This is a genomic window from Algirhabdus cladophorae (assembly GCF_044772865.1).
GTDB lineage: Bacteria > Pseudomonadota > Alphaproteobacteria > Rhodobacterales > Rhodobacteraceae > Algirhabdus > Algirhabdus cladophorae.
Genome location: NZ_CP173029.1, coordinates 945,842 through 965,658 on the forward strand (window position 1 = coordinate 945,842; position 19,817 = coordinate 965,658).

Annotated in this window: 23 protein-coding genes; 15 read left to right on the plus strand and 8 right to left on the minus strand. The window is 53.8% G+C overall.

Features of this window, described 5'->3' with window-relative positions; translation table 11 throughout:
- Nucleotides 1–6: 6 nt before the first annotated feature.
- The 5 genes from ACIRQ6_RS04585 to ACIRQ6_RS04605 all read left to right on the plus strand — a co-directional run bounded on the left by ACIRQ6_RS04585 (nucleotide 7) and on the right by ACIRQ6_RS04605 (nucleotide 8,530).
- Nucleotides 7–492 (plus strand): Lrp/AsnC family transcriptional regulator, encoded by a 486-nt coding sequence (locus ACIRQ6_RS04585; RefSeq protein WP_420862960.1) that lies wholly within the window; start codon nucleotides 7–9, stop codon nucleotides 490–492.
- A gap of 69 nt (nucleotides 493–561) precedes the next feature.
- Nucleotides 562–6,792 carry a laminin B domain-containing protein gene (locus tag ACIRQ6_RS04590; protein ID WP_420862961.1) on the plus strand — a complete coding sequence of 2,077 codons (6,231 nt, stop codon included), beginning with the start codon at nucleotides 562–564 and terminating at the stop codon, nucleotides 6,790–6,792.
- A gap of 119 nt (nucleotides 6,793–6,911) precedes the next feature.
- Entirely contained in the window at nucleotides 6,912–7,094 is a 183-nt protein-coding gene (locus tag ACIRQ6_RS04595) for a diguanylate cyclase domain-containing protein (RefSeq protein ID WP_420863851.1), read from the plus strand.
- A gap of 272 nt (nucleotides 7,095–7,366) precedes the next feature.
- Nucleotides 7,367–7,537, plus strand: coding sequence for a hypothetical protein (locus tag ACIRQ6_RS04600; RefSeq protein WP_420862962.1), 171 nt, complete (start codon nucleotides 7,367–7,369; stop codon nucleotides 7,535–7,537).
- 3 nt (nucleotides 7,538–7,540) lie between these two features.
- Nucleotides 7,541–8,530, plus strand: coding sequence for a phosphatase domain-containing protein (locus ACIRQ6_RS04605; protein ID WP_420862963.1), 990 nt, complete (start codon nucleotides 7,541–7,543; stop codon nucleotides 8,528–8,530).
- 47 nt (nucleotides 8,531–8,577) lie between these two features.
- On the opposite strand, the gene ACIRQ6_RS04610 is transcribed toward ACIRQ6_RS04605, so the two are convergent.
- Genes ACIRQ6_RS04610 through ACIRQ6_RS04620 form a run of 3 tightly spaced genes read right to left on the minus strand, consistent with a single transcriptional unit; the run spans nucleotide 8,578 to nucleotide 10,226 of the window.
- On the minus strand, nucleotides 8,578–9,339 hold the full coding sequence (locus tag ACIRQ6_RS04610) for a hypothetical protein (protein ID WP_420862964.1): 762 nt from the start codon (nucleotides 9,337–9,339) through the stop codon (nucleotides 8,578–8,580).
- Nucleotides 9,332–9,730 (minus strand): phage holin family protein, encoded by a 399-nt coding sequence (locus tag ACIRQ6_RS04615; RefSeq protein WP_420862965.1) that lies wholly within the window; start codon nucleotides 9,728–9,730, stop codon nucleotides 9,332–9,334. Before ACIRQ6_RS04615 ends, ACIRQ6_RS04610 begins: the two co-directional genes overlap by 8 nt.
- Nucleotides 9,720–10,226 carry a hypothetical protein gene (locus ACIRQ6_RS04620; RefSeq protein ID WP_420862966.1) on the minus strand — a complete coding sequence of 169 codons (507 nt, stop codon included), beginning with the start codon at nucleotides 10,224–10,226 and terminating at the stop codon, nucleotides 9,720–9,722. The genes ACIRQ6_RS04615 and ACIRQ6_RS04620 overlap by 11 nt, the downstream gene beginning before the upstream one ends.
- A gap of 147 nt (nucleotides 10,227–10,373) precedes the next feature.
- Between ACIRQ6_RS04620 and ACIRQ6_RS04625 the strand changes: the two genes are divergently transcribed.
- The 3 genes from ACIRQ6_RS04625 (at nucleotide 10,374) to ACIRQ6_RS04635 (ending at nucleotide 11,177) form a co-directional block, all read left to right on the plus strand.
- Nucleotides 10,374–10,532 (plus strand): YqaE/Pmp3 family membrane protein, encoded by a 159-nt coding sequence (locus ACIRQ6_RS04625; protein WP_420862967.1) that lies wholly within the window; start codon nucleotides 10,374–10,376, stop codon nucleotides 10,530–10,532.
- Nucleotide 10,533: 1 nt separating this feature from the next.
- Complete coding sequence (locus ACIRQ6_RS04630) at nucleotides 10,534–10,893, plus strand: DUF4112 domain-containing protein (RefSeq protein WP_420862968.1); 360 nt, start codon at nucleotides 10,534–10,536, stop codon at nucleotides 10,891–10,893.
- 86 nt (nucleotides 10,894–10,979) lie between these two features.
- A complete protein-coding gene (locus tag ACIRQ6_RS04635) occupies nucleotides 10,980–11,177 on the plus strand; it encodes a CsbD family protein (protein ID WP_420862969.1) in 198 nt (65 codons plus the stop codon).
- A gap of 219 nt (nucleotides 11,178–11,396) precedes the next feature.
- Here the strand turns inward: ACIRQ6_RS04635 and ACIRQ6_RS04640 are convergent, their stop codons facing one another.
- The 3 genes from ACIRQ6_RS04640 to ACIRQ6_RS04650 all read right to left on the minus strand — a co-directional run bounded on the left by ACIRQ6_RS04640 (nucleotide 11,397) and on the right by ACIRQ6_RS04650 (nucleotide 12,799).
- Entirely contained in the window at nucleotides 11,397–11,687 is a 291-nt protein-coding gene (locus ACIRQ6_RS04640; RefSeq protein ID WP_420862970.1) for a hypothetical protein, read from the minus strand.
- Between the two features lie 60 nt (nucleotides 11,688–11,747).
- Nucleotides 11,748–11,987 (minus strand): hypothetical protein, encoded by a 240-nt coding sequence (locus ACIRQ6_RS04645; RefSeq protein ID WP_420862971.1) that lies wholly within the window; start codon nucleotides 11,985–11,987, stop codon nucleotides 11,748–11,750.
- Nucleotides 11,988–12,070: 83 nt separating this feature from the next.
- Nucleotides 12,071–12,799, minus strand: coding sequence for a Crp/Fnr family transcriptional regulator (locus tag ACIRQ6_RS04650; protein WP_420862972.1), 729 nt, complete (start codon nucleotides 12,797–12,799; stop codon nucleotides 12,071–12,073).
- 26 nt (nucleotides 12,800–12,825) lie between these two features.
- Between ACIRQ6_RS04650 and ACIRQ6_RS04655 the strand changes: the two genes are divergently transcribed.
- The 3 genes from ACIRQ6_RS04655 (at nucleotide 12,826) to ACIRQ6_RS04665 (ending at nucleotide 14,168) form a co-directional block, all read left to right on the plus strand.
- Nucleotides 12,826–13,275 (plus strand): hypothetical protein, encoded by a 450-nt coding sequence (locus ACIRQ6_RS04655; protein WP_420862973.1) that lies wholly within the window; start codon nucleotides 12,826–12,828, stop codon nucleotides 13,273–13,275.
- A 204-nt stretch (nucleotides 13,276–13,479) separates the two neighbouring features.
- Nucleotides 13,480–13,641 (plus strand): DUF1328 domain-containing protein, encoded by a 162-nt coding sequence (locus ACIRQ6_RS04660; protein WP_420862974.1) that lies wholly within the window; start codon nucleotides 13,480–13,482, stop codon nucleotides 13,639–13,641.
- Nucleotides 13,642–13,670: 29 nt separating this feature from the next.
- Entirely contained in the window at nucleotides 13,671–14,168 is a 498-nt protein-coding gene (locus ACIRQ6_RS04665) for a Dps family protein (protein ID WP_420862975.1), read from the plus strand.
- A gap of 35 nt (nucleotides 14,169–14,203) precedes the next feature.
- Here the strand turns inward: ACIRQ6_RS04665 and ACIRQ6_RS04670 are convergent, their stop codons facing one another.
- Together ACIRQ6_RS04670 and ACIRQ6_RS04675 are read right to left on the minus strand one after the other, a co-directional pair.
- Nucleotides 14,204–14,827 carry an exopolysaccharide biosynthesis protein gene (locus ACIRQ6_RS04670; protein WP_420862976.1) on the minus strand — a complete coding sequence of 208 codons (624 nt, stop codon included), beginning with the start codon at nucleotides 14,825–14,827 and terminating at the stop codon, nucleotides 14,204–14,206.
- Between the two features lie 3 nt (nucleotides 14,828–14,830).
- Nucleotides 14,831–15,640, minus strand: a complete 810-nt coding sequence (locus ACIRQ6_RS04675) for a response regulator (protein WP_420862977.1) — start codon at nucleotides 15,638–15,640, stop codon at nucleotides 14,831–14,833.
- Nucleotides 15,641–15,739: 99 nt separating this feature from the next.
- Between ACIRQ6_RS04675 and ACIRQ6_RS04680 the strand changes: the two genes are divergently transcribed.
- The 4 genes from ACIRQ6_RS04680 to ACIRQ6_RS04695 are packed head-to-tail and all read left to right on the plus strand — an operon-like array spanning nucleotide 15,740 to nucleotide 19,678.
- Nucleotides 15,740–15,904, plus strand: a complete 165-nt coding sequence (locus ACIRQ6_RS04680) for a hypothetical protein (protein WP_420862978.1) — start codon at nucleotides 15,740–15,742, stop codon at nucleotides 15,902–15,904.
- Entirely contained in the window at nucleotides 15,901–16,455 is a 555-nt protein-coding gene (locus tag ACIRQ6_RS04685; protein ID WP_420862979.1) for an RNA polymerase sigma factor, read from the plus strand. Before ACIRQ6_RS04680 ends, ACIRQ6_RS04685 begins: the two co-directional genes overlap by 4 nt.
- The gene (locus ACIRQ6_RS04690; RefSeq protein ID WP_420862980.1) at nucleotides 16,452–18,155 is read left to right on the plus strand and encodes a sensor histidine kinase; all 1,704 of its coding nucleotides are present in this window, start codon (nucleotides 16,452–16,454) and stop codon (nucleotides 18,153–18,155) included. Before ACIRQ6_RS04685 ends, ACIRQ6_RS04690 begins: the two co-directional genes overlap by 4 nt.
- On the plus strand, nucleotides 18,152–19,678 hold the full coding sequence (locus ACIRQ6_RS04695; protein ID WP_420862981.1) for a phospholipase D family protein: 1,527 nt from the start codon (nucleotides 18,152–18,154) through the stop codon (nucleotides 19,676–19,678). Before ACIRQ6_RS04690 ends, ACIRQ6_RS04695 begins: the two co-directional genes overlap by 4 nt.
- Nucleotides 19,679–19,817: the final 139 nt, after the last annotated feature.

The following is a 19,817-nucleotide window of genomic DNA, read 5'->3' on the forward strand; positions in this document are numbered from 1 at the left end:
TTTGAAATGAACCCAACTTGGGAATTAGACCGCTTTGACCTGAAGATTCTTCAGATTCTGTCGGCGGAAGGTCGTATGCCGGTAACGGAACTGTCAAAAAAAGTGGGCCTGTCCAAGACACCCTGTCAGAACCGCTTGAATAAGCTGGTGCGCAACGGAGCGATTGTCGGATTTCGCGCGGTGGTCAATCCCACGGTTTTGGATCGCTCTCATATCACTTTTGTTGAGGTCAAACTGTCGGACACACGCGAAAGCGCGCTCAAGGAATTTGATCAGGCAGCCCGCAGTGTAAGCGAGATCGAGGAATGTCATATGATTGCGGGTGGCTTTGACTATCTGCTGAAGGTCCGCAGTCGGGATATCAAGGATTATCGTTATGTTTTAGGAAGTGTTATCAGTGGCTTACCCCATGTGGCCAACACTGCAACCCATGTGGTTATGGAACCGATCAAGGATCAGTCTGAAGGCGTTGCTGAGGTTGAAATGGGGTAATCACCCTATAGGTTAACGCAGCGTCATATGGTTAACTCTGCGGTATATTTGTACCGAGGACTTACAGAGATGGCCATTGATCCAAACGCGATCCCCGATACTGAGCTTGGTGAATTTAACCAAAACCTTGCGCAGACCCAATCAAACTTGGGTGAAGTCCGGGGTTTTGTAAAAGACAGTATATTTGTCGCCAAGCGGGTTGAGGACAGTTTAGAGACCTTCGCGCGGATCGAATCCGCTGCTGATGGACTTGCTGATTTTGCAGATGGTCTGAAGGATTCGCTCAAGCTGGTTGGTAAAATTAGCCCGCTGAAAGTTGTCGCCAAAAAGCTGGGCGATGTGTTGGACGACATCAAGGACGCATTGATCAGCGTCCGTGATCGGGCCAAGCAAATTGATGAAGATATCGAAGACAGTGGTGCCAAAACCAAAGCCAAAGAAGCCCGCGAAAAGTTGGAGGAATATGACGAAGGCCTCAAAGAAGCGCGGATTGAACTGGCGGAATATCAAGCGTCTGGTCTGGAACTGGAATGCGCTTTGGACATTGTCGGCAATGAGACGCTAATCAATTCCGTTGATGCGCTGATTGCCACGCCAAACGATCTGGTGGCAGGGATCAACCAGACCTATTCGGATGCTAAAGATGCTGTTTCAGACCTGAATGACGCAATTCAGATCAGCGCCTTGGATGCGGCTGCCGAGGCGCAGCAGCAACTTGAAAACATTGCCAGCAAATTATCACCACTGACCAAGCCGTTGGATCTGTTGAGTTCTGCGATCAAGCCAGTGAAATGGGCGCTGGATGCGGTCGACAAGATCGTCGACAAAGTCATCTCGCCGATTGTGAACCCGATCCTCGAAGCCTTGGGCGTGAACAAGCTGTTCGACACAATTTCCGCGAAACTCAAAGCGCTCTTGCCTAATGCTGGTGATTTGGACAATCCGGCTGATCAGTTGTTGGACGCGGTAGGGGAACTGATCCCTGATGTAGACGGGGGTGTGTCCGTTGGTGACTTCCTGGATACCAAGCTGCAATTGCAAAGCCTTCTCAACCAAAGCCTCGATTTTGCGGTTTCGATTGATGCCCAGGCGCCCGGTGTCATTTTGGGCAGCGACGTGGCTGACCTTTTGGAGGGTGATGCGGGCGACAACGTGATGTCTGGCGGTGCTGGCAATGACCGGATGAACGGTGGCGCGGGCGCGGATACCTTTATCGGTGGCGATGGTGACGACGTTATCACTGCCCAAGGCGCGGATGATCGCGTGGTCCTGCGCGGGTTGCTGCCCGAATATTCATTTGAGTTTTTCGGATCGGGTAATGATTTGCGGATCTCGCACACCAGCCCTGCGGACCCTTTTGTTGACGACGGTGTGGATACGGTTTTGGGTGCCGAGATCATCGTCTTTGGCGACGGTCTTGAACTGACTGTCACAGCAATCAAAAGTGGATTGCAGATTTCCGATGGATCCGGTGGACCGGACAATAGCCCGATCATGGTGGGCATTGACGATCCTGACGCCGAGGCGGCGGATTTCCTGATCGCCTCAGACGCGCAGGTTGCAATGGACATGTCGGGCAAGCAGGGCAAGGATTTCTTGCTGGGCGGGTTGGCTGCCGATGAATTGAAAGGCAACGCTGGCGATGACACGCTCGACGGGGGCGATAGCATTGGCGATTTTATCAATGGCAACACTGGGTTTGACACGGTCACCTTCCAGTCGCGCAGCGCAGTAGGTGCGCGGATTGATCTGGGCCTTGATGCAGGCGAGGCCCGCGTCGCCAGCTTTGATCGCAACGCCACTTTAATCAAGGTCGAGGCCGTCGAAGGCTCCGATCTGGCCGATTTCCTCTATGGTTCGGACGAAGGGGAAACCCTGTCAGGCAATGGCGGCGATGATCTGATCCGGGGTTATGCGGGTGACGATGATTTGCACGGCGGATCCGGAAACGATGTGCTGGTTCTGGGCCAAGGCGATGATATGGCCGATGGTGGCTCGGGTGATGACGTCTTTGTCATGGGCGAGGGCGGCGACAACAGCTTGATCGGTGGGGCAGGCTTTGACCGTGTCACCTACACTCCCACCCAAGGCACCGTGTTTAGCTTCTTTGATCGGGATGTGGACGGTTGGGTCACACAAGGCGCTGGTGATGTGGGGCTGGACCCGCGCGGCAATTCGGGGTCTGCAATGACAGGCACCGATAACGCCAGCAGCGTTTGGCATTTTGTGGCACCCGAAAAGTTTCTGGGCGATCAGTCCGATAAATCTGGCGGTACGTTCTCGTTTGATCTGTCCCATGATCTGTTGTCGGGCATTACGCCGCTGAATGTGGCGCTGATCTATGGCGATGGGATCACATTATCGCTGAGCATCGACAGTTTCGGTGCGGGCTGGACGACGAATGCGGTTTCGCTGACAGAAGGATCCCAATGGCGTGTGCACGACGCGGGGTCTTCGCAAGTCTGGACCGACACCACGACCGCCTTTGCAACCCAAGAACAGATCGATGCGGTTCTGGCAAACATCACTGATATTCATATCCGCGGCGATCTGAGCAACGGTGCAGATGTCAGCCGGTTGGACAATGTGATGTTGTCCGATCAGACGATCGAAGACCTCAACATCTCTATTGCTGAACTCAGCGATGATTTTGACGACGGCAGCCGTGGGTGGAAGGCAGTGAGCCTAAGCAACTACGAAGTGGTGGCGAATTCTACAAAGGGCCTCTTTACCAGGGATTTCGACGGCGTGGACGGGTCCGTCGCCTACCAGCAAAGCGATTACAGCTCGGGGATTTGGTATTTCTCGGCCTCCACCAGCTACTTGGGGGATATGTCGGCCTATGACCGCGGTTCCCTCTCGTTTTACCTTAAAAATAGCTCGGCTACGGATAATCCCATCCAAGGGGATAACCTGATCCTGAAGGGCAATGGTCAGACATATGTCTACAACACCACGGCCCCGGTGGCCGGTGCCGGATGGACGTATTATCAGGCGTCTTTGATCGGCTCGGACGGTTGGGTTGTGGCAGGTACATCCACTGCGGTCACGGATGATGATTTTGCTGCGGCTTTGGCTGATCTTGAGGCGATTTATATCCGTGGGGAATTCCGCAATGGCCCCGATGAGGCCAGTATCGACAATGTGGTCTTAAGGGGGGCGGGTGATGTGCAGGATTATCCGCTGTACGGTGTGATCGACGTGATCAACACCGACCCGATCGCCCAGAGTGGTCACTCCATTGATTTTGATGGTGCCACCATGACCGTAGAGACCCGAGATGGGGAAGGGACAATTGTCGCTACAGACACCCTTGACGGTATCGAAGAGGTTCGCGGCACCACCAATGATGACATGTTCGATGGTCGTCTGGCGGATCGGTTTGCCGAGATTTCGCTGCGGGGCGAAGACGGTGATGACGTGTTCCTCGAAGGCTTGGGCCAGCAATCCATCGACGGTGGCGCAGGGGATGACACCATTACCGTGACCTCTGCCAGCACCGATGAAGGCGATCGCCTTGTTGGGGGTAGCGGCTATGACACCTTGGATCTGCGTGAGGTTGCAGACACATCGTGGCGCGTGCGGTCTGAGGTCTATAGTGCGGATGCAAATAGCCTAATGGGGTATTTCAGAGACACTGAATACACAGGCAGCATCCCCGCCACCCAATTGAACGGGTTTGAGGAAATTCACACAGGCCAATATGCGGATATTGTGATCACTGATGCCATGTACCTCAAGACCTACGGTGGCAACGACTACATCATTTCAAACGATAACGTCGGATCCTATTTGCACGCAGGTACGGGCGATGATGAGATCATCAGCTTCTATTCAATCGAAAAGTCCATGTATGCGGGCGCCGGCAACGACATCATCCGCTTTTTGTCACCTGTAGAACGGTATGGCGGCACCGGCACGATGTATGTGAATGGCGGACGCGGAGATGATCTGTTTTCAACCAATGGTGGCAATGCGATTATTGTCGGTGGGGAAGGCAACGATACACTCTATTTCGCAGGCGATTACATCGGATCCCTGCGGACGGATGTCAGCGTTGATCTGGAAAATGGGGCCGTGGCACGGGCCGAAGGAGCGCTGGAAATCAGTGGCATTGAAAACCTAGGTGGTGGCGACGGCGACGACGTTCTTAAGGGCGATGATTTGTCGAACATCCTTGTGGGCGGTGACGGCGACGACATCCTTTATGGGCGCGGCTCGGTCGAAACAGAGGAACTGGCGCAAACCGCAGGCGATGTGATCTTTGGCGGGCGTGGCAATGATATCCTGCGCGGCGGTCAAGGCGATGATGTGATCTATGGCGGCTCTGGCACCGATGCGATCTATGGTGGTGACGGCATCGACACGGCCAGCTGGCAAGCAGCCCAAGAGAATGTTGAACTGGCCCGTATCGATGTGGATCCACTGGATGTGGGGCGCGTCGATGTGACTTTAGGGGAAACTGGCTTTGCCAAGTTTACTCGCGAAAGCAACCGCAATGATATGGAATATCAGGATGTTACATGGCTGCAATCAGGCAGCACTGCAATGTCCGGATCAGCAGCCGTCTATGATGGAGGTGCAGGGTTTACCCAGTTTATCAGCCTGACCAACGCTGGAAATACGGACACGACCTTTGCCAAGGTCACCCATGATCTGGACCTGATCGAACTGCGCGGCCTGATCAGCATCAGCTTTGATGCTTATTTGATCGACGGTTGGGACAGTGAGGTGATCCAAATTGAGATCGATGGCACAAGAGCCTACTATGATACCTTCACCACCTTTGGCGCAAATGAGTTTGGCTTTTCTGAATCTAAGACATGGGATTTTGGCACAGTGAGTGTGGAATCTGTGCTGACCGAGACGGATAGCATCGGGTTTGGCGCGCAAAATGATGCCATCTACCGCTTTACGGTGACGACGGCCAGCTATGCTGAAACGGTCAATCTGGCGGTGTCGACGAATTCGAATGCGGTTTTGGGCATCGACAATGTCGTGGTTGGGGGGCCTGTGGATGGCGAGATTGACTTCCTCGATGGGATCGAAAACCTTATTGGCGGCAACAGCAATGACTACCTTGAAGGCGACGGCGGGGACAATGTCCTCACCGGCGACGATGGCGACGATGTGTTGATCGGCAATGATGGCGATGACACGCTGCTTGATGGGGCAGGCGACGATACGGTCGAGGCGGGCGACGGCGATGACATCGTTGTGGCCGGTGTTGGCGGCCGCACAGAATTTGGTGCAGGGGATGTTTATGACGGCGGTGCGGGCCGTGATTTCCTTGACTATTCCGGTCTGGGCAACGGCGTCGTCTTGAATTTGTCCTTGGGGCGCGCCTTTTATCGCTATGAGATTGACATGCCGGTCTGGACGGACACAGGCACAACCGAAGCGCGTGAGTTTGACATGGGCAGGAATGACGCCCAGATCAACCCTTGGGAGGCCTATCTGCGCTACCAACAGGACGTGGACGAAACCGTGCCAACCGTGACCGAATGGTTGGGCACCTATCCACGTTTGGACAGCATCACCTCCACCAAAGTGACGCGCGACGGGGTCGATTGGGTCACGGGGTTCGAGGATTATTCAGGTACCAACTTTGCAGATCAAATTATTACCGATGATCAGGACAATGAGGTTTGGGATCTGGCAGGCGATGACGTGGTGCAACTGGGCGGCGGCAACGACACGCTCAATGCGGGCACAGGGATTGATTTCTTTGATGGCGGCGATGGTATTGATATGCTGTCTTATGCAGCCAGCGAAGGCGGCGTGACCATCGATCTGGACAGCGGTGTGCTGGAGCGTGGCGAGGCAGATGACGACAGCATGGAGGGCTTTGAAAGCGCCACGGGATCGCTGACAGGGCGCAACACCCTCAAAGGCAACGATGAGGCCAATGTGTTGATTGGCGGCAACAACGGCGATGTCCTGAAGGGGCGCAGCGGCTCGGACGTACTAGATGGCGGTGCGGGCGACGACAAACTGATGGGCGACAATGGCGCCGACAGGTTGATCGGTGGCGCTGGCGACGACGAACTGACCGGCGGCAATTGGACGGATACATTTGTCTTCGGTGCTGGCAGCGGATCAGATGTTATCCTTGATTTCACATCTGGTCAGGACACGGTTGAACTCAGCGGTATTGCCGGGATCACATCCGTGGCGAATGCCATGGCGGTGGCCAGTCAAGACGGAACTGACGTGGTCTTTGCCCTCAGTGCGCAGGATATATTGCGGGTTGAGAATATCACTTTGGCCCAGATCGAGGACGACATCAGCGTGCTTTAGACCCCACCAATTGCAATCGGGTATTTGAACCGACGAAGGGCCGCCCAGGGCTGGCCTTTTCGCATTCCATCGGGCTTTTTGTGGCAAGTGAGGCTGTGCAGATCATCGCCATTGGTGCGATGCCGGCTGTATTCTGCTTGATCGATTTGGATGGTTTCAAACCGGTGAATGACACGTTGGGTCGCCTATCAGGGGATGTTGTGTTGACTGAAGTTGCGCGCCGATTGGAATGGGTAGGCAAGCGGAATGACCTTTTGGGGCACTTGGGTGGCGACGAGCTTTTTTGGTCATTCATGAGCTGAGCCCCCCAAGGGAGGAGTGATCGCGCGGTGTTGCACAGGCTGCTTTGTCTCGTAGCCGAAGCCGTTGGCTGAAGCGATGAGTTTGGTGGGGTGGGCTTTTTGACCAAGGGATCTGCGAAGACCCGTATCTGACGGTTCGTTGCTGAAACGCGCGGATCCTGCGGCACCCTTGGCCACAGTTCGGCGCGGCAGATTGCGCCAACGGCTTTTAGGGAACCACTGAGGGTTTCATGCGTTTTGTAAGGGAACACTGTTATTGAAAGGAAAAAACTATGGAAACCGGATTTTTCGTTATGATGTTGGCACTGTTGACGCTGCTGGCCGTTGTGGTCTGGGCGATCATCAGTCAACGCAAAATACAAAAACGGATGGATGATCCATCTGCGCCGAAATCAACTTTGGCCGCTGACAAGTCCTCGCATGGTAAGCCTGCCGACGTGTAATCGATGGCGCTAAAACGTGCCCTTGCCCGCGTGGCCTACTCGGCCGAACGCGGGATTGATAAATTCAGACGCGGCCCGGCACGCGACGATCCGATCATTGTCTGCTACGGCGGATATACCACTGTTGATCATGTTGTCCTGCGGGGCCGCGTTCTTGCTAAAGCACGCGCGTTAAGTGGTCTTGTCCCGCAATCCAAATGGCAGAATTTCAAAGATTTCCTTAGCCTGTTTGCAACGGACGAATTGCAGGGCCTACGCATCACCGCACCAAATCACGGCGTGCACACCCAGACTGATGAGGAAGGCTTTTTTACTTTAAAATTACCCCTCACCAAGCAGCTTGAGCCGTTCATCGATATCCATGCTGAAGGCGCTATTGAGGGGCACCGCGTTCCTGTTTTTGATACGCGCGATGCAGCCTTTGGGGTTATCTCTGACATTGATGATACAGTGTTGCGAACGGGTGCGTATTCACTCATCCGAAACTTGTGGACTTCGGCTACGGGAAATGTGCACCAACGCGAGGTGTTTCCAGATGCAGTGGCCTTGTTGTGTTATCTGTCGACTAAGGGCGGGGCCTGTTTTTACGTCAGTTCGTCACCTTGGAACCTTTATGGTTATCTGCAAGTGATTTTCCAGCGGGCACAATTGCCTAGTGGACCATTCTTTTTGCGCGATTTGGGTATTTCGCAATCTCAGTTCATAACAGGCACCCACGGGGATCATAAGACGGATGCAATCGAAACCATCCTTGGTGCCAATCCCCGGCTTGGGTTCACTTTGGTAGGGGACACGGGCCAACATGATCCGCACATCTATGCCGATATCGTGGCCCGCTATCCAAGTCGGATTACGCAGGTGATCCTCCGTCGACCCAGTCAAAAAGAGCTGTCGACGGAGGTCTGTGACGCTCTTGAGCAGATCAGATTGGCTGGGGTCAAGGTCACAGTGGATTTTGACTACCGCGCGGTGTTGCTGGATCAAAGAGCCTGAAAGGGTCGGTAGTAGGTGCCGCCCAGTCTTAGCAGCTAGCCTAAACGTTAGCCTCTTCTTTCACGAATAGCGGCACCGGATTGCCGGGCAATCATATCTTTGGCCTGCGACTTGGCCTTCAGCAATTCGTCCTCAAGAATATTGCGTGCGTTGGCCATCAGCGTATCACGTTTGCGTCCCAACAGTTCATCCTCGCGCCGTGTGTTTGGCAAAAGGCTGCCTGCAAGGACCCCAAACCCAAGAGCCAAAGCGCCAGCTGTCAACGGCTGGGCATGGGCAAAGCTTTTGGTTTTCTGCGCGGCCTTTCTTGAACGGTGCTCGATCGTTTCTTGGGTCGATACAACCGCCTGTCTGGCTTTGATGACGCGTTGGCGGGCTTTGGGGGGCAAACTATCCAGCCCATAGTCAAGTGCCGCTTGCAGGCGGGACGCCTCGGGATGCGATGTGTCTTTGCCGGTCATTTCGGACCGCATCTGTGCATCGGCTTGCGCCACACGTTCGTCAAATCCGTTCATAGCGTCCTTGGGTGGGGCAGCCGTTGGAGTGGGGTGTTTCGCTGATGCGCTCTGGTGCTGAGTGCCGTTGGCCATAAGGCCCAGACCGAGGGTGACCAGCAAACCACCAGCAGGATTTTCGCGAAGGGTGTCCCAAGCTTTGCTTGCTAAGTCACCGCCAAAAGCATTGGCTGCCGCGGTAAGTTCCTTTGACAGTTTTTGGGGGTGCACCGTGTCACTGAGGGCCTTTAAGGATACAGCCAGCTGGGCACGATCGGCTTCGACCCGATCGGTTATGTGTTTCAAATCAGACATTTGAAGCCTCTTTGATAGTTGTGATATCTTGGTGGATGTTGGTAGCAGTCTTTGTTGCTACCAGTGTTTTGGTGCTAAGGCGCGCTTTGCCGAGCAGACCAATTCCGATGGCAGTCCCAAGCAACGCGCCGCCCACGATCAAAGCTGCGGCGCCGCTAAACAGGCCGTTGGCGGCGATATACGCCACAGCGGCCGAGGCCAAAACGTTAAGTGCGACAAGCGCCATCAAAAAGGCCACAGCGAGTAAGGCAATGCCCGCGCTGGCACGTGTGATCGCACGCGACATTTCGGCCTTGGCCAATGTCATCTCGCCCTGCACCAGTGATGTAAAATGCCTTAAGGTGTCAGCGAACAGTGATGGGGCGTCGTGGAGGGTGTGTTTAGGCATCATCGCGGCCTCCGTTGATTTTGGCCATGACAGTGGTGTGATCTGACGGATCCGATGGGCTGTTGTGTTTTGCCGGTGATGGCATCCCCCATGGATCATCATGGCCGCTATGGGCCGGTTGTGGGTCACGCGCCTTCAAGAAACGTGCGGCGGCAAAGCCTGCGACAGCCGCGCCACCAATAAATAAGAGTGGATTGCGCCGGATCACGTCACTGGCTTGGGAGGCCAATTTGGTGACGTCTGCGTGGCGAAGCTGCGATGCGACACCTTCGATGTGATCTGCCACATGCTGCATGGCTTCGGCTTGGGGGGAGGCAGGATCGAATTGCGCGGCGGCCGCGTCAGCTGCATCTGCAGTCTCTTGCGTCTTGTCAGCGGCCATGTCTTTTGCCTGATCCATTCGTGCGTTGGCCTCTTGCGCTAGGGTTGCTTTCGCGCGATCGCCGACCTCTTTGGCCTCGGCGCGAAGGGTGCTTTTTACATCGGATGGACTGGACATTTTTGTCTCCTCTTTACGTTTGCATTCGGTGAACAAACCCGACCGATAGCAATTCGTTCCACCAAAATTATTTGCCGGGCTCAATGGAACGATGTGAGACGAGACGGGTTTGTCTTGCGAAATAGACGCACAGAAGGAACCCAAATCATGGACCTAATTCGCATTATCATTGCCGTTATTTTACCGCCACTCGGTGTCTTTCTGGAAGTCGGTCTGTCGCGGCACTTCTGGCTGAATATTCTACTGACCCTGTTGGGTTATATCCCCGGTATCGTCCACGCCGTCTACATTATCGCGCGGCGCTAATATGTCGGCTGAGTTAGAAAAATTCGAACGGTGGTCCGAGGCGCTGGATAGCCAATTCAGCGTCCTTGGCGTGCCTGTTGGATGGGATTCCATATTGGGTCTCGTGCCCGGGGTTGGGGACGCGGTCACCATTGTTCCTGCGGCCCTTATGATCCGCGCAGGCCACCGCAAAGGCATTCGAAAACGGGCTTTGGGTTCGATGGTTTGGAACACTGGGCTTGATCTGGTGGTTGGCGCCATCCCGTTCTTTGGGGATCTTTTCGATTTCGCGTTCAAGAGCCACAAAAAGAACGTCGCAGTGCTGCGCACAGAGTTCGCGCGGCTTGAGCGGCGCGCTTCCGCAAAACCTATGCCGGCCTAAACCACGGGTACCGGGGCAGGGGTTCGCGGTGTCCCCCAGCCCGACCGGGGTTCTTTTCAGACACCGTTCACAGAAAGGAGATCATTATGAATTGGGACCAAATCAAAGGCAACTGGACACAGATGAAAGGTGAGTTTCGCGAGGAATACGGCGAGCTGACGGATGACGAAATTGAACAGGCAAAGGGCGAGCGTGAACAGCTGGTCGGCCTGATTAGCGAAAAATATGGCAAGGCCAAACTTGAGGTTCAAAAGGAACTCGACGAGTGGGTCAATAAACGCTGAGGGTGTCCTAAGACATTTCCGTGTCTGCTTACGTTAAGTACCTCGGCGTGAACAGATGACGAAAAGCGAAATGGGCTTGCCACGATTGGCAGGCCCATTTTGTTTGTGCACCGTCTGGATTTACCCGCGCGTCCAAGACCTGCTCGGTCGCGGCTTACAGGACAGAAAAAAGCCTGCCACGATTGCGCGTGACAGGCCAATTTCAGAGGCTTTATGTGGTTAGCTACGGCCCCGCAATGCGAGCCCCACAAGGATGCCTACGCCAACCGCTCCGGCCACAGCGGTGCCGGGGTTGTTGCGCACGAATTTCGCGCTGGCGTCCGTTATTTTGCGTAGTTCTGTGCCGGCTTGCTCGGTGGCAAGTTCTGCTTGGAACGCGGCCTGTTCAAACGTGTCCTGAGCGGCTTGGACGCCCTTTTCAAGTGTCTTGGCTGCGCGATCTTTGACACTGCTGGACGTGCTGTCCTTGCCGTTCTTTAGATCGTTTTCTATCGCTGCACTCTGTGCCATCGTGAATCTCCTTTAAAAAGTCATTGCGTGATTTTCGTTCGTGAGGCCAAAGGGTTGTGGTTAACCGTTGTCGCCTTCAGGACTTTGGATATCGATTGTGGGGACGTCCAAAGTGATCTCTTGAGTGCCGGTCTCAATAGTGCCCACGTCTACGTCGTATTCGGGCATATTGCCGCCCTCAACAGAGATATCGACGTCAGGCAAACTTGCGCCTTGTGTCTGTTCAATGTCGATCATGTAGACGCCAGCTGCTACTGCCACTGTTGCAACGCCGATCGCGAAGATAGCTGTGGTTTTCATGTTTTATCTCCTTGGTTAAGGTTACAAAGAGACAACAAAAATCTGGCGCAATCGTTCCGAATATTTTTGAGGAAATATGACTTTTACAGGAGGGGGCGCTTGAGCGAACATGTGTCTTCAATCATTGCGATTTGAGCCAGATCATCGATGTTTGTCACGCTCAGAATACCGTCTGACCAATGGGCCAGTTGGCGATTACGCAGCACGGCCAAGGTCTTGTTCGTGTGCACCAAAGACAGGCCCAGTGCATCTGCCAGGTCTTGCTGGCGGTAGGGCATCGGCATTTGATGTTTTGAAACCATGTTCAGTTCTTGGCCACGCAAATAGACCTTGCTGAGCGCCCAAGCGATGGACTGAAGCGCCGTGCGCTGACCCACCGTGGCCAAGGCATCCCCCAGGAAATGCTCTTCGATAGCAGCCAACCATGTGATCGCGAAAGCCCGTTCAGGATTATCCTTAAAAAAGCCCCACATAGCCGAGCGATCAAAGACGCAAAGTGTCATTTTCGTTGTGGCCTCGACGGAATGGCCCATCTCGCCCATCATCGCGGCTTGTAGGCCGATAAAGTCGCCAGGAAAAAGGAAATTTGCAACTTGCCGCTTGCCATCCGGCAAATACTTGTACCGCAGGCCCATGCCGTGCAGTGCTGTGAAAAGTTGCGGGCTGTTTGAGCCTTGCATCAGGATCTGCGTGCCTGCGTCGACGACAAGTTCACCAACTTTGAAGCGCTGCATCACAGTGACTTCTTCTTGCGACATTGGGATAAATTGATCGCGCGCGCGCAACGGACAGTGCTCACATTTGGTAGCCATTTTTTCGTCTCCTATGTCATAGATTAATGCAGGCACGAATTGTGCAAGATATGAAGGTGCCATTATTGGGGGCACGCGTGGCTAGAAACTTCATAATTATCGAACCGGACCCGATTGTAGCGATGGACGTTGAAGGGATTTTGAAGGATCACTTCCCGGCGGCGCATGTGTCTTCAGGCAAGTCACTTTCGGACGTCAGGCATGTTGTTCATGTGTGTGGGGCTGGCAGTACGTTGTTTGTGAGAGCCACCTTGCTGCTGGAAGACGATCACGTGAAGCGGGTCATGCGTGATGCTGTGGCCAAGCAAGCGCAAATCGTGATAATCGGCACTCACTTCGACGTCGGGTTTCCTGCCTTTTTTATTGATATGCCGTTCACGACTGAGATGTTGCTTGACGCAGTGGCGCATAATGGATCCGTGTCGCAAGACGGATCTGTTGCGCAAGATGGACAGACCGTAATCAAGATCAGCTGATCCATCAAAGTACGGCCTTTGACCTGCGGCTTGGCCCGGATGGATCATCATGTCAGTCCCTTTGTAAAGCTGTGTTTCAAGTTCCAAACGCGCGAAACCCATAATCGTTTCATTCATCTGGATGGAACCAAATGGCTGTGGGTTCGTTGTCTTCCCAGATCCAGCGCAGTTCCGGCTGCGCGAACTTCAACAAAGGAGCTTATCATGCTGTACTACGCATTAATGTTTTTGTTGGTTGCCATCGTTGCAGCCGTTTTCGGATTTGGCGGGATTGCCTCGACCTCTGCTGGCATTGCGCAAATTCTATTTTTCGTCTTCCTCGCATTCTTTGTGATCACACTGATTGTGCGGGCTGTACGCAGCTAAATCTGAACTTAATGCCAAGGAGATCCCAAATGACACAAGCACTAAACGTTATATCTGAACCCCGCGATGTGGCCTCTGGCGTCCGTAAGACTGACACCATTGCAAGTGGTCTGGCCGATATTTTGGCGGACACATATATGCTAACCTACAAGACGCATGCCTATCACTGGAACGTGGAAGGCCCGCTGTTCTATTCGATCCATAACCTGACCGAAGGGCAATATGAGGATATGTTCGCAGCCGCTGATGAAGTGGCCGAACGCATCCGTGGTGTGGGTCAGATGGCACCAATGTCGATGGCTGATATTCGCAACCGCTCGGTTGTGGACGACAGCCCCGAGACACTGTCAGCTGGTGACATGTGCAAAGCCCTTGCCGCAGACCACGAACGGGTTGCCCACAGGCTGCACGCATTGATCAAAATCTCAGGCGAGCAGAACGATCCGGTCACCGAGGATCTTGCGACAGAACGCTCGGCATTCCACGAGAAGGCCGCATGGATGCTGAAAGCCCTCGTGGCCGAGTAAACCAATGCGCCCTCGCTTTTCAGGCGGGGGCGACACTATGCTAATGCAGCCCAAACCAAACGCCCCACAAGGGCATAGGGTATCAGCCCAAGGATGATCAGCACCCCGTCGCGGGTCAACATGCCAAGGGCCAGAAGTGCGACCCCAGCCCCTAAAATAGAAGATGAGAACGGGACAAACTCCAGCACCGGCATGATCATTCCAGACAGCAGGCACAACAGCTGTGGCACAAACACCAACGGGCGATGCGTAAACAGCTTGAGCCGTCTGGCGGTTCGGGCATCCATCCATTTCGCTACAGGTTGAACTTTTGCAAAGCCGTCGCGCACCAGATGACCTTTGATGGTGCGGCGTAGTATCCAGTCCGGCAGCCACAAATGCTCGCGACGCAAAACCATTTGGCTGGCGACCAGAACAATCACCACCCCCATAAGCGACGAAAAGAGTGGAATCCCGCTCAACGGGGTTGCAACGGCTAAGGCAGGCAACAACAACATCGGGGCAAAACTTGCATCCCCGATGGTGTGTAGAATTTGACGGAGCGATATACGCTCGGACTGGGCGATTTCGATTACCCGATCCAAAATCTCGCTCAGGCTATGTGGGCACGGAGGCGTGTCGGGCAATACATCAGCCTGATACGGTTTAGTGTCCTCCACAACTTATGCCTTGAGGGTCGCTGTCGACGCAAAAAACATGGCTTGGCTGACCGCCGATTGAACCTGCGCTTCTTTGAACGGCTTTGAGATCAAGAATGCAGGTTCGGGACGATCGCCTGTCAGCAAACGCTCGGGGAAAGCCGTGATAAAGATCACTGGCACATCCATGACCTTCAGCAAGTCATTCACGGCGTCAATGCCCGAAGAATTATCTGCCAATTGGATGTCAGCCAAAATTAGATCCGCAGGTTCGGTTTTGCCCAACTCCACGGCCTCCGCGTGGGTGCGGGCAACCCCCGTTACCGTGTGACCAAGGGCCGATACGATATCGACGATATCGGCAGCAATTATTGGTTCGTCCTCGATCACCATGATGCGTCCTTGCACACTGGCGGAAAGTTCACGATTGGCCACGTCAATCAACCGGCGCACGTCATCAACGACTGCATCCATAATGATCGCAATATCTTTGATGCTGAATTCTTCGATCGTGCGCAGCAACAGCGCCTCACGAGAATTCGCGGTCAATTTTGCCAATAATCCGTGGGCCCGGGCACGCAGATCATCGCCTTCTTCGACAAAAAGCTGGCCGGAACTGGACCAAATGGCATGAAAACAGCGAAACAGGTTTACTTTGACGCTGTTGTCATTCTCAAAATCACTCCGATCCTTGAGAATAGCCTCAAGTGTTGCAACCGTGTATTTATCACCGCGTGTTTGTGATCCTGTCAGCGTTCGCGCGTACCGACGCAAATAGGGCAGCTCAGCCGCAAGAAGATCGGAAAAACTTTGCTCCGGTGCCGTATCATTCATTTTATTTGACCTTTTTTGAATTATTCTTGGAACCAACGCAGGACTTGTAAGTTGGTTCCCGTCGGAGTGATATTTTTTGAGATGAGGCATTGAAACCGAATGGCAAGTAATGATGATCCCAAACAGGACAAGATCGAAAAGTACATTGATGAGAACCTAAAGAAGGTTTTTTCGGATCTTGAGGGCGATGATATGCCCACTGAAATTATTGATTTATTGTCTGTTCTACGCGCTCAAGACGAAGAGCTGAAGGGCAAAAAATGAGTGATTTAAATCCCAAAGACGAGCTGGTAACGCATTTACCGGCCTTGCGCGCCTTTGCCCTCAGTTTGACCAGAAACCGCGCGACTGCTGATGATATGATGCAGGATGCGGTGCTGAAAGCATGGACCAACATGGACAAGTACCAGCCGGGAACCAACATGCGCGCCTGGCTGTTTACCATTTTGCGTAACACCTATTATTCCTCGCGACGTAAGCTTAACCGCGAAGTGGCTGACGTGGATAACGTGTTTTCTGATACATTGTCGGTGAAGCCTGACCACGATGGCCGTTTGCAATTGCTGGACTTTAAGGATGCGTTTCAAAAGCTGGCAGATGAACATCGCGAGGCCCTCATTTTAGTTGGTGCCTCCGGATTTTCCTATGACGAAGCCGCAGAGATGTGCGGTGTGGCGACGGGAACGATGAAAAGCCGGGTCAACCGCGCCCGGGCCAAAATGACGGAGTTATTAGAGCTAAACGAGGATGAGGTCCTTGAATTGACCGATAGTGCGACCATGGCTGTGGTCGGCAGTCCGAACATTCCCTCATGATGACCGGCCAGTGGTATCGCCGCCTGAGTGTGCAACTTGTGGCCATGCTGACGGTTGCCTTGCTGCCTTTGGGGCTGATTGCGCTCTATCAAACCCAACAAGTCGCCGTGGAGGCAGATCGCACAGCGGCTGCATCGTTGCTGGGGCTTACGGAACGTGCGGCACGGACCGAACAGTTATTGATCGAACGTGCTGTTGGCGCGGCGCGGCTGTTTGGGACTGTTGCGCCAGAACTGCTTGCAGCACCGGAGGCGTGCGAACCCAACCTGTCGCGTTTCGTAAATGCCAATCAGGAATATAGTTTTATTGGTGTGCTGCCGCTGTCGGGTATCGTGGTATGCTCGTCCGTGCGGCAGGTACTGGATTTCAGCGATGCGCCGAATTTTGAAAGCGCGATGGCGGCCCAGACCGCAACGATTATCGTAAGCGAAGCGCCCCAAGCCAGCCAACAGCCGGTTTTTGTTGTCTCTGAGCCTTTCGAAATCGACGGCGTGTTTGCTGGCTTTGTGTCTATCTCGATCCCACATGATAACCTGCCCGACATCAGTGAGCGTATGGATGGGCTAGGATTGGTAGAGCTGCTGACCTTTAATGAAAAGGGTAAGATTTTGACCAGTCGGACGTCCCTTGCCAACGCGGCAACAGAAGTCCCGCGTGACCGCGCGCTGGCCGATTTATCCACGACAGAACCACAATCATTTCGCGGACTGAACGCGAAAGGTGTTGAACGACGCTATAGCATCGTGACCATTGATGGCAGTCCCGCAGCCGTTATGGCAGTCTGGGAACCACGCAAAGACACAGGGCAAACCAACGTGTTTATTGCGGCCGCATTTCCTGTTTTGATGTGGTTTGCAAGCATGGGCGTCGCAATGCTGGCGATGAATTCACTGGTCATTCGACATCTCGATACTTTGCGCCAGAAGATGGATCAATTCGGTGACGACCGCGGAACGCACCAGCCCTTTGAGCCTAATCCGTTTCTTCCGTTAGAGATCGAGAAGCTAGATGAAAACTTCGCTCAGATGAGCGAAGACGTCATGCGCGATGAGGCTGTAATGGAAGACGTAGTGCGTGAAAAAGGCGTTCTGGTTAAAGAGATCCACCACCGTGTCAAAAACAATCTGCAACTGATCTCTTCGATCATAAATATGCAAGTCCGTAATGCCGAAAACCATGAAACCAAAGCTGTTCTGCGGCGTGTCCAAGACCGCGTGTTAAGTTTGGCAACGATCCACCGCGACCTTTATCAGTCGCAGAACGGTGGCCGTGTGGCTGCAGGCAACTTGGTGACTGAGATTATCGAAAACTCGGTTGAACTGGTTCACAATGCAGGCAGGAACTTTGATCTGAAAACGGATATTGATCCGGTTATGCTGTACCCCGACCAAGCGGTCCCTTTGTCGTTGGTGGTGGCCGAGGCTGCGACGAATGCCATGAAATATATGGGTGCTAAGGCGGATGAAACTGGCGTCTTTGACGTAAGTCTAAAACAGGATGGTTCTGCCTGTGTGCTGGTGATGACCAATTCTGTTGGCCCCGTTCAAGACCAAGACAGCACAGGTTTGGGCAGTCAGTTGATGAATGCCTTTGCCATGCAGTTGGGCGGTAAAATTCATGCTGAGGAAGCTGACGATAGCTATACTTTGACACTGCGTTTTATGATCGAGGACTTCCAACAAGAGGCGCGGGATTTTTGAGCCCATCAGAGCCGCGCAAATTCGAGGTGTTGATCACCGCCCAAGAGGCCTACCCCAGACTTGAAGCGGCTTTTTTGGAGGTAAAATCAGAGGTCGTGGCAAGCTTTCGCATTTTTGATCCCGAAACCAAGTTACGCTCAAAGGCTGCGCGCGCGATGGGTGACACGTGGTTTGATCTGATTGTTGACACTTTGAACCGTGGCGTGACTATTCGGATGGTTTTGACCGACTTCGATCCGGTGGTCCGCATGCAAGAGCATCGATATGCCTGGCGCTGTTGGCGGGCGTGGACTGCGGCGTCCCAAGCCTCTGAACATCCTGAAAATCTGCATGTCAGCGTGGCGATGCACCCTGCAAGGGTGGGGCTCTTGCCACGTAGTTTGCTCTGGCCGCGGTCGGTTAAGGAAGTTCAGGCGCAATTGCAAAAAATGATGGCCGATGTGGGGGCCAATTTAGACGAGACACCGTACCTCAAAGATCTTGCCATAGAGCGGGGGGGCGCGTTGAGCGCGCGAAAATTTCCACCGCCGCAGCTTGTGCCTGTAACCCATCACCAAAAGCTGGCGGTGTTTGATGCCAAGACGCTGTACATCGGGGGGCTGGATGTGAACGAACGCCGCTACGACACTCCCCAGCATCAACAGGCGGGATCCCAGACGTGGCATGACGTGCAAGTCGTTGTCACTGGCACGGCTGCCCAAGAGGCGCGTCAGCACGTGCTGGAAATGGACGACGTCTTTGCTGGGGGGAGGCCCTCCCAAACCAAAGATCTGCTGCGCACAATGTCAGCCAAGCGCAAAGTGGCGTTGCCTTTCATGTCGCCGCGTTTGGTCGTGTCCGAGATCGAAGATGCGCATTTGACTGCAATCGCCAATGCAGAACAGTTTATTTATGTCGAGACCCAGTTTTTCCGCGATCCCGCTTTGGCACAGGCTTTGGCCAAACGAGCACGGCAGAAACCCGGTCTGACTTTGGTCATGATGTTGCCCGCAGCCCCAGAAGACATAGCCTTTTCAGATGATTGGGGCATTGATGCCGCTTATGGTGAACATATGCAGGTCAAATGTTTGGACGTGATTGAGGACGCATTTCAGGACCGCCTTTTTGTTGGCGCACCTGTGCAACCAAGATCAAATTCATCCCCGGGGCGGGACGCACATTTTGGCGCTCCTTTGGTATATCTCCATGCGAAAGTGTCCATTTTTGATGATGACCTTGGCATTGTGTCCTCTGCAAACCTAAACGGTCGAAGCATGCGCTGGGACACCGAGGCGGGCATCACTGCGCAATCCCCTGCGGAGGTCGCCCAGCTTAAGCGGCGGTGTTTTGAGCATTGGTTGGGACAGGATGCAGAGCAATCGTTCTTTCATCCCCTGTCAGCCCGGGATGCTTGGGCGTCGCGGGCGGCGCGAAATGCCCAATTACAGCCTGAGAATCGCAAGGGATTTGTCGTGCCCTACAGGATCGATTCGGCCCGCAAGGATGCTCGGATGTTGCCTGGTGTGCCATCTGAAATGACGTGATTGTTGGCCCCTTTAACCACGCTCTGGATCCAGAGTTGTGTTCGCCTCTGGGCGCGATTGTTACGCTCACCCAATTATTAAGGGCGTTTCGTGCGAGCAAAATGAAATAGAGGGCGCCTGCGAAAATCAAAAACCGAGC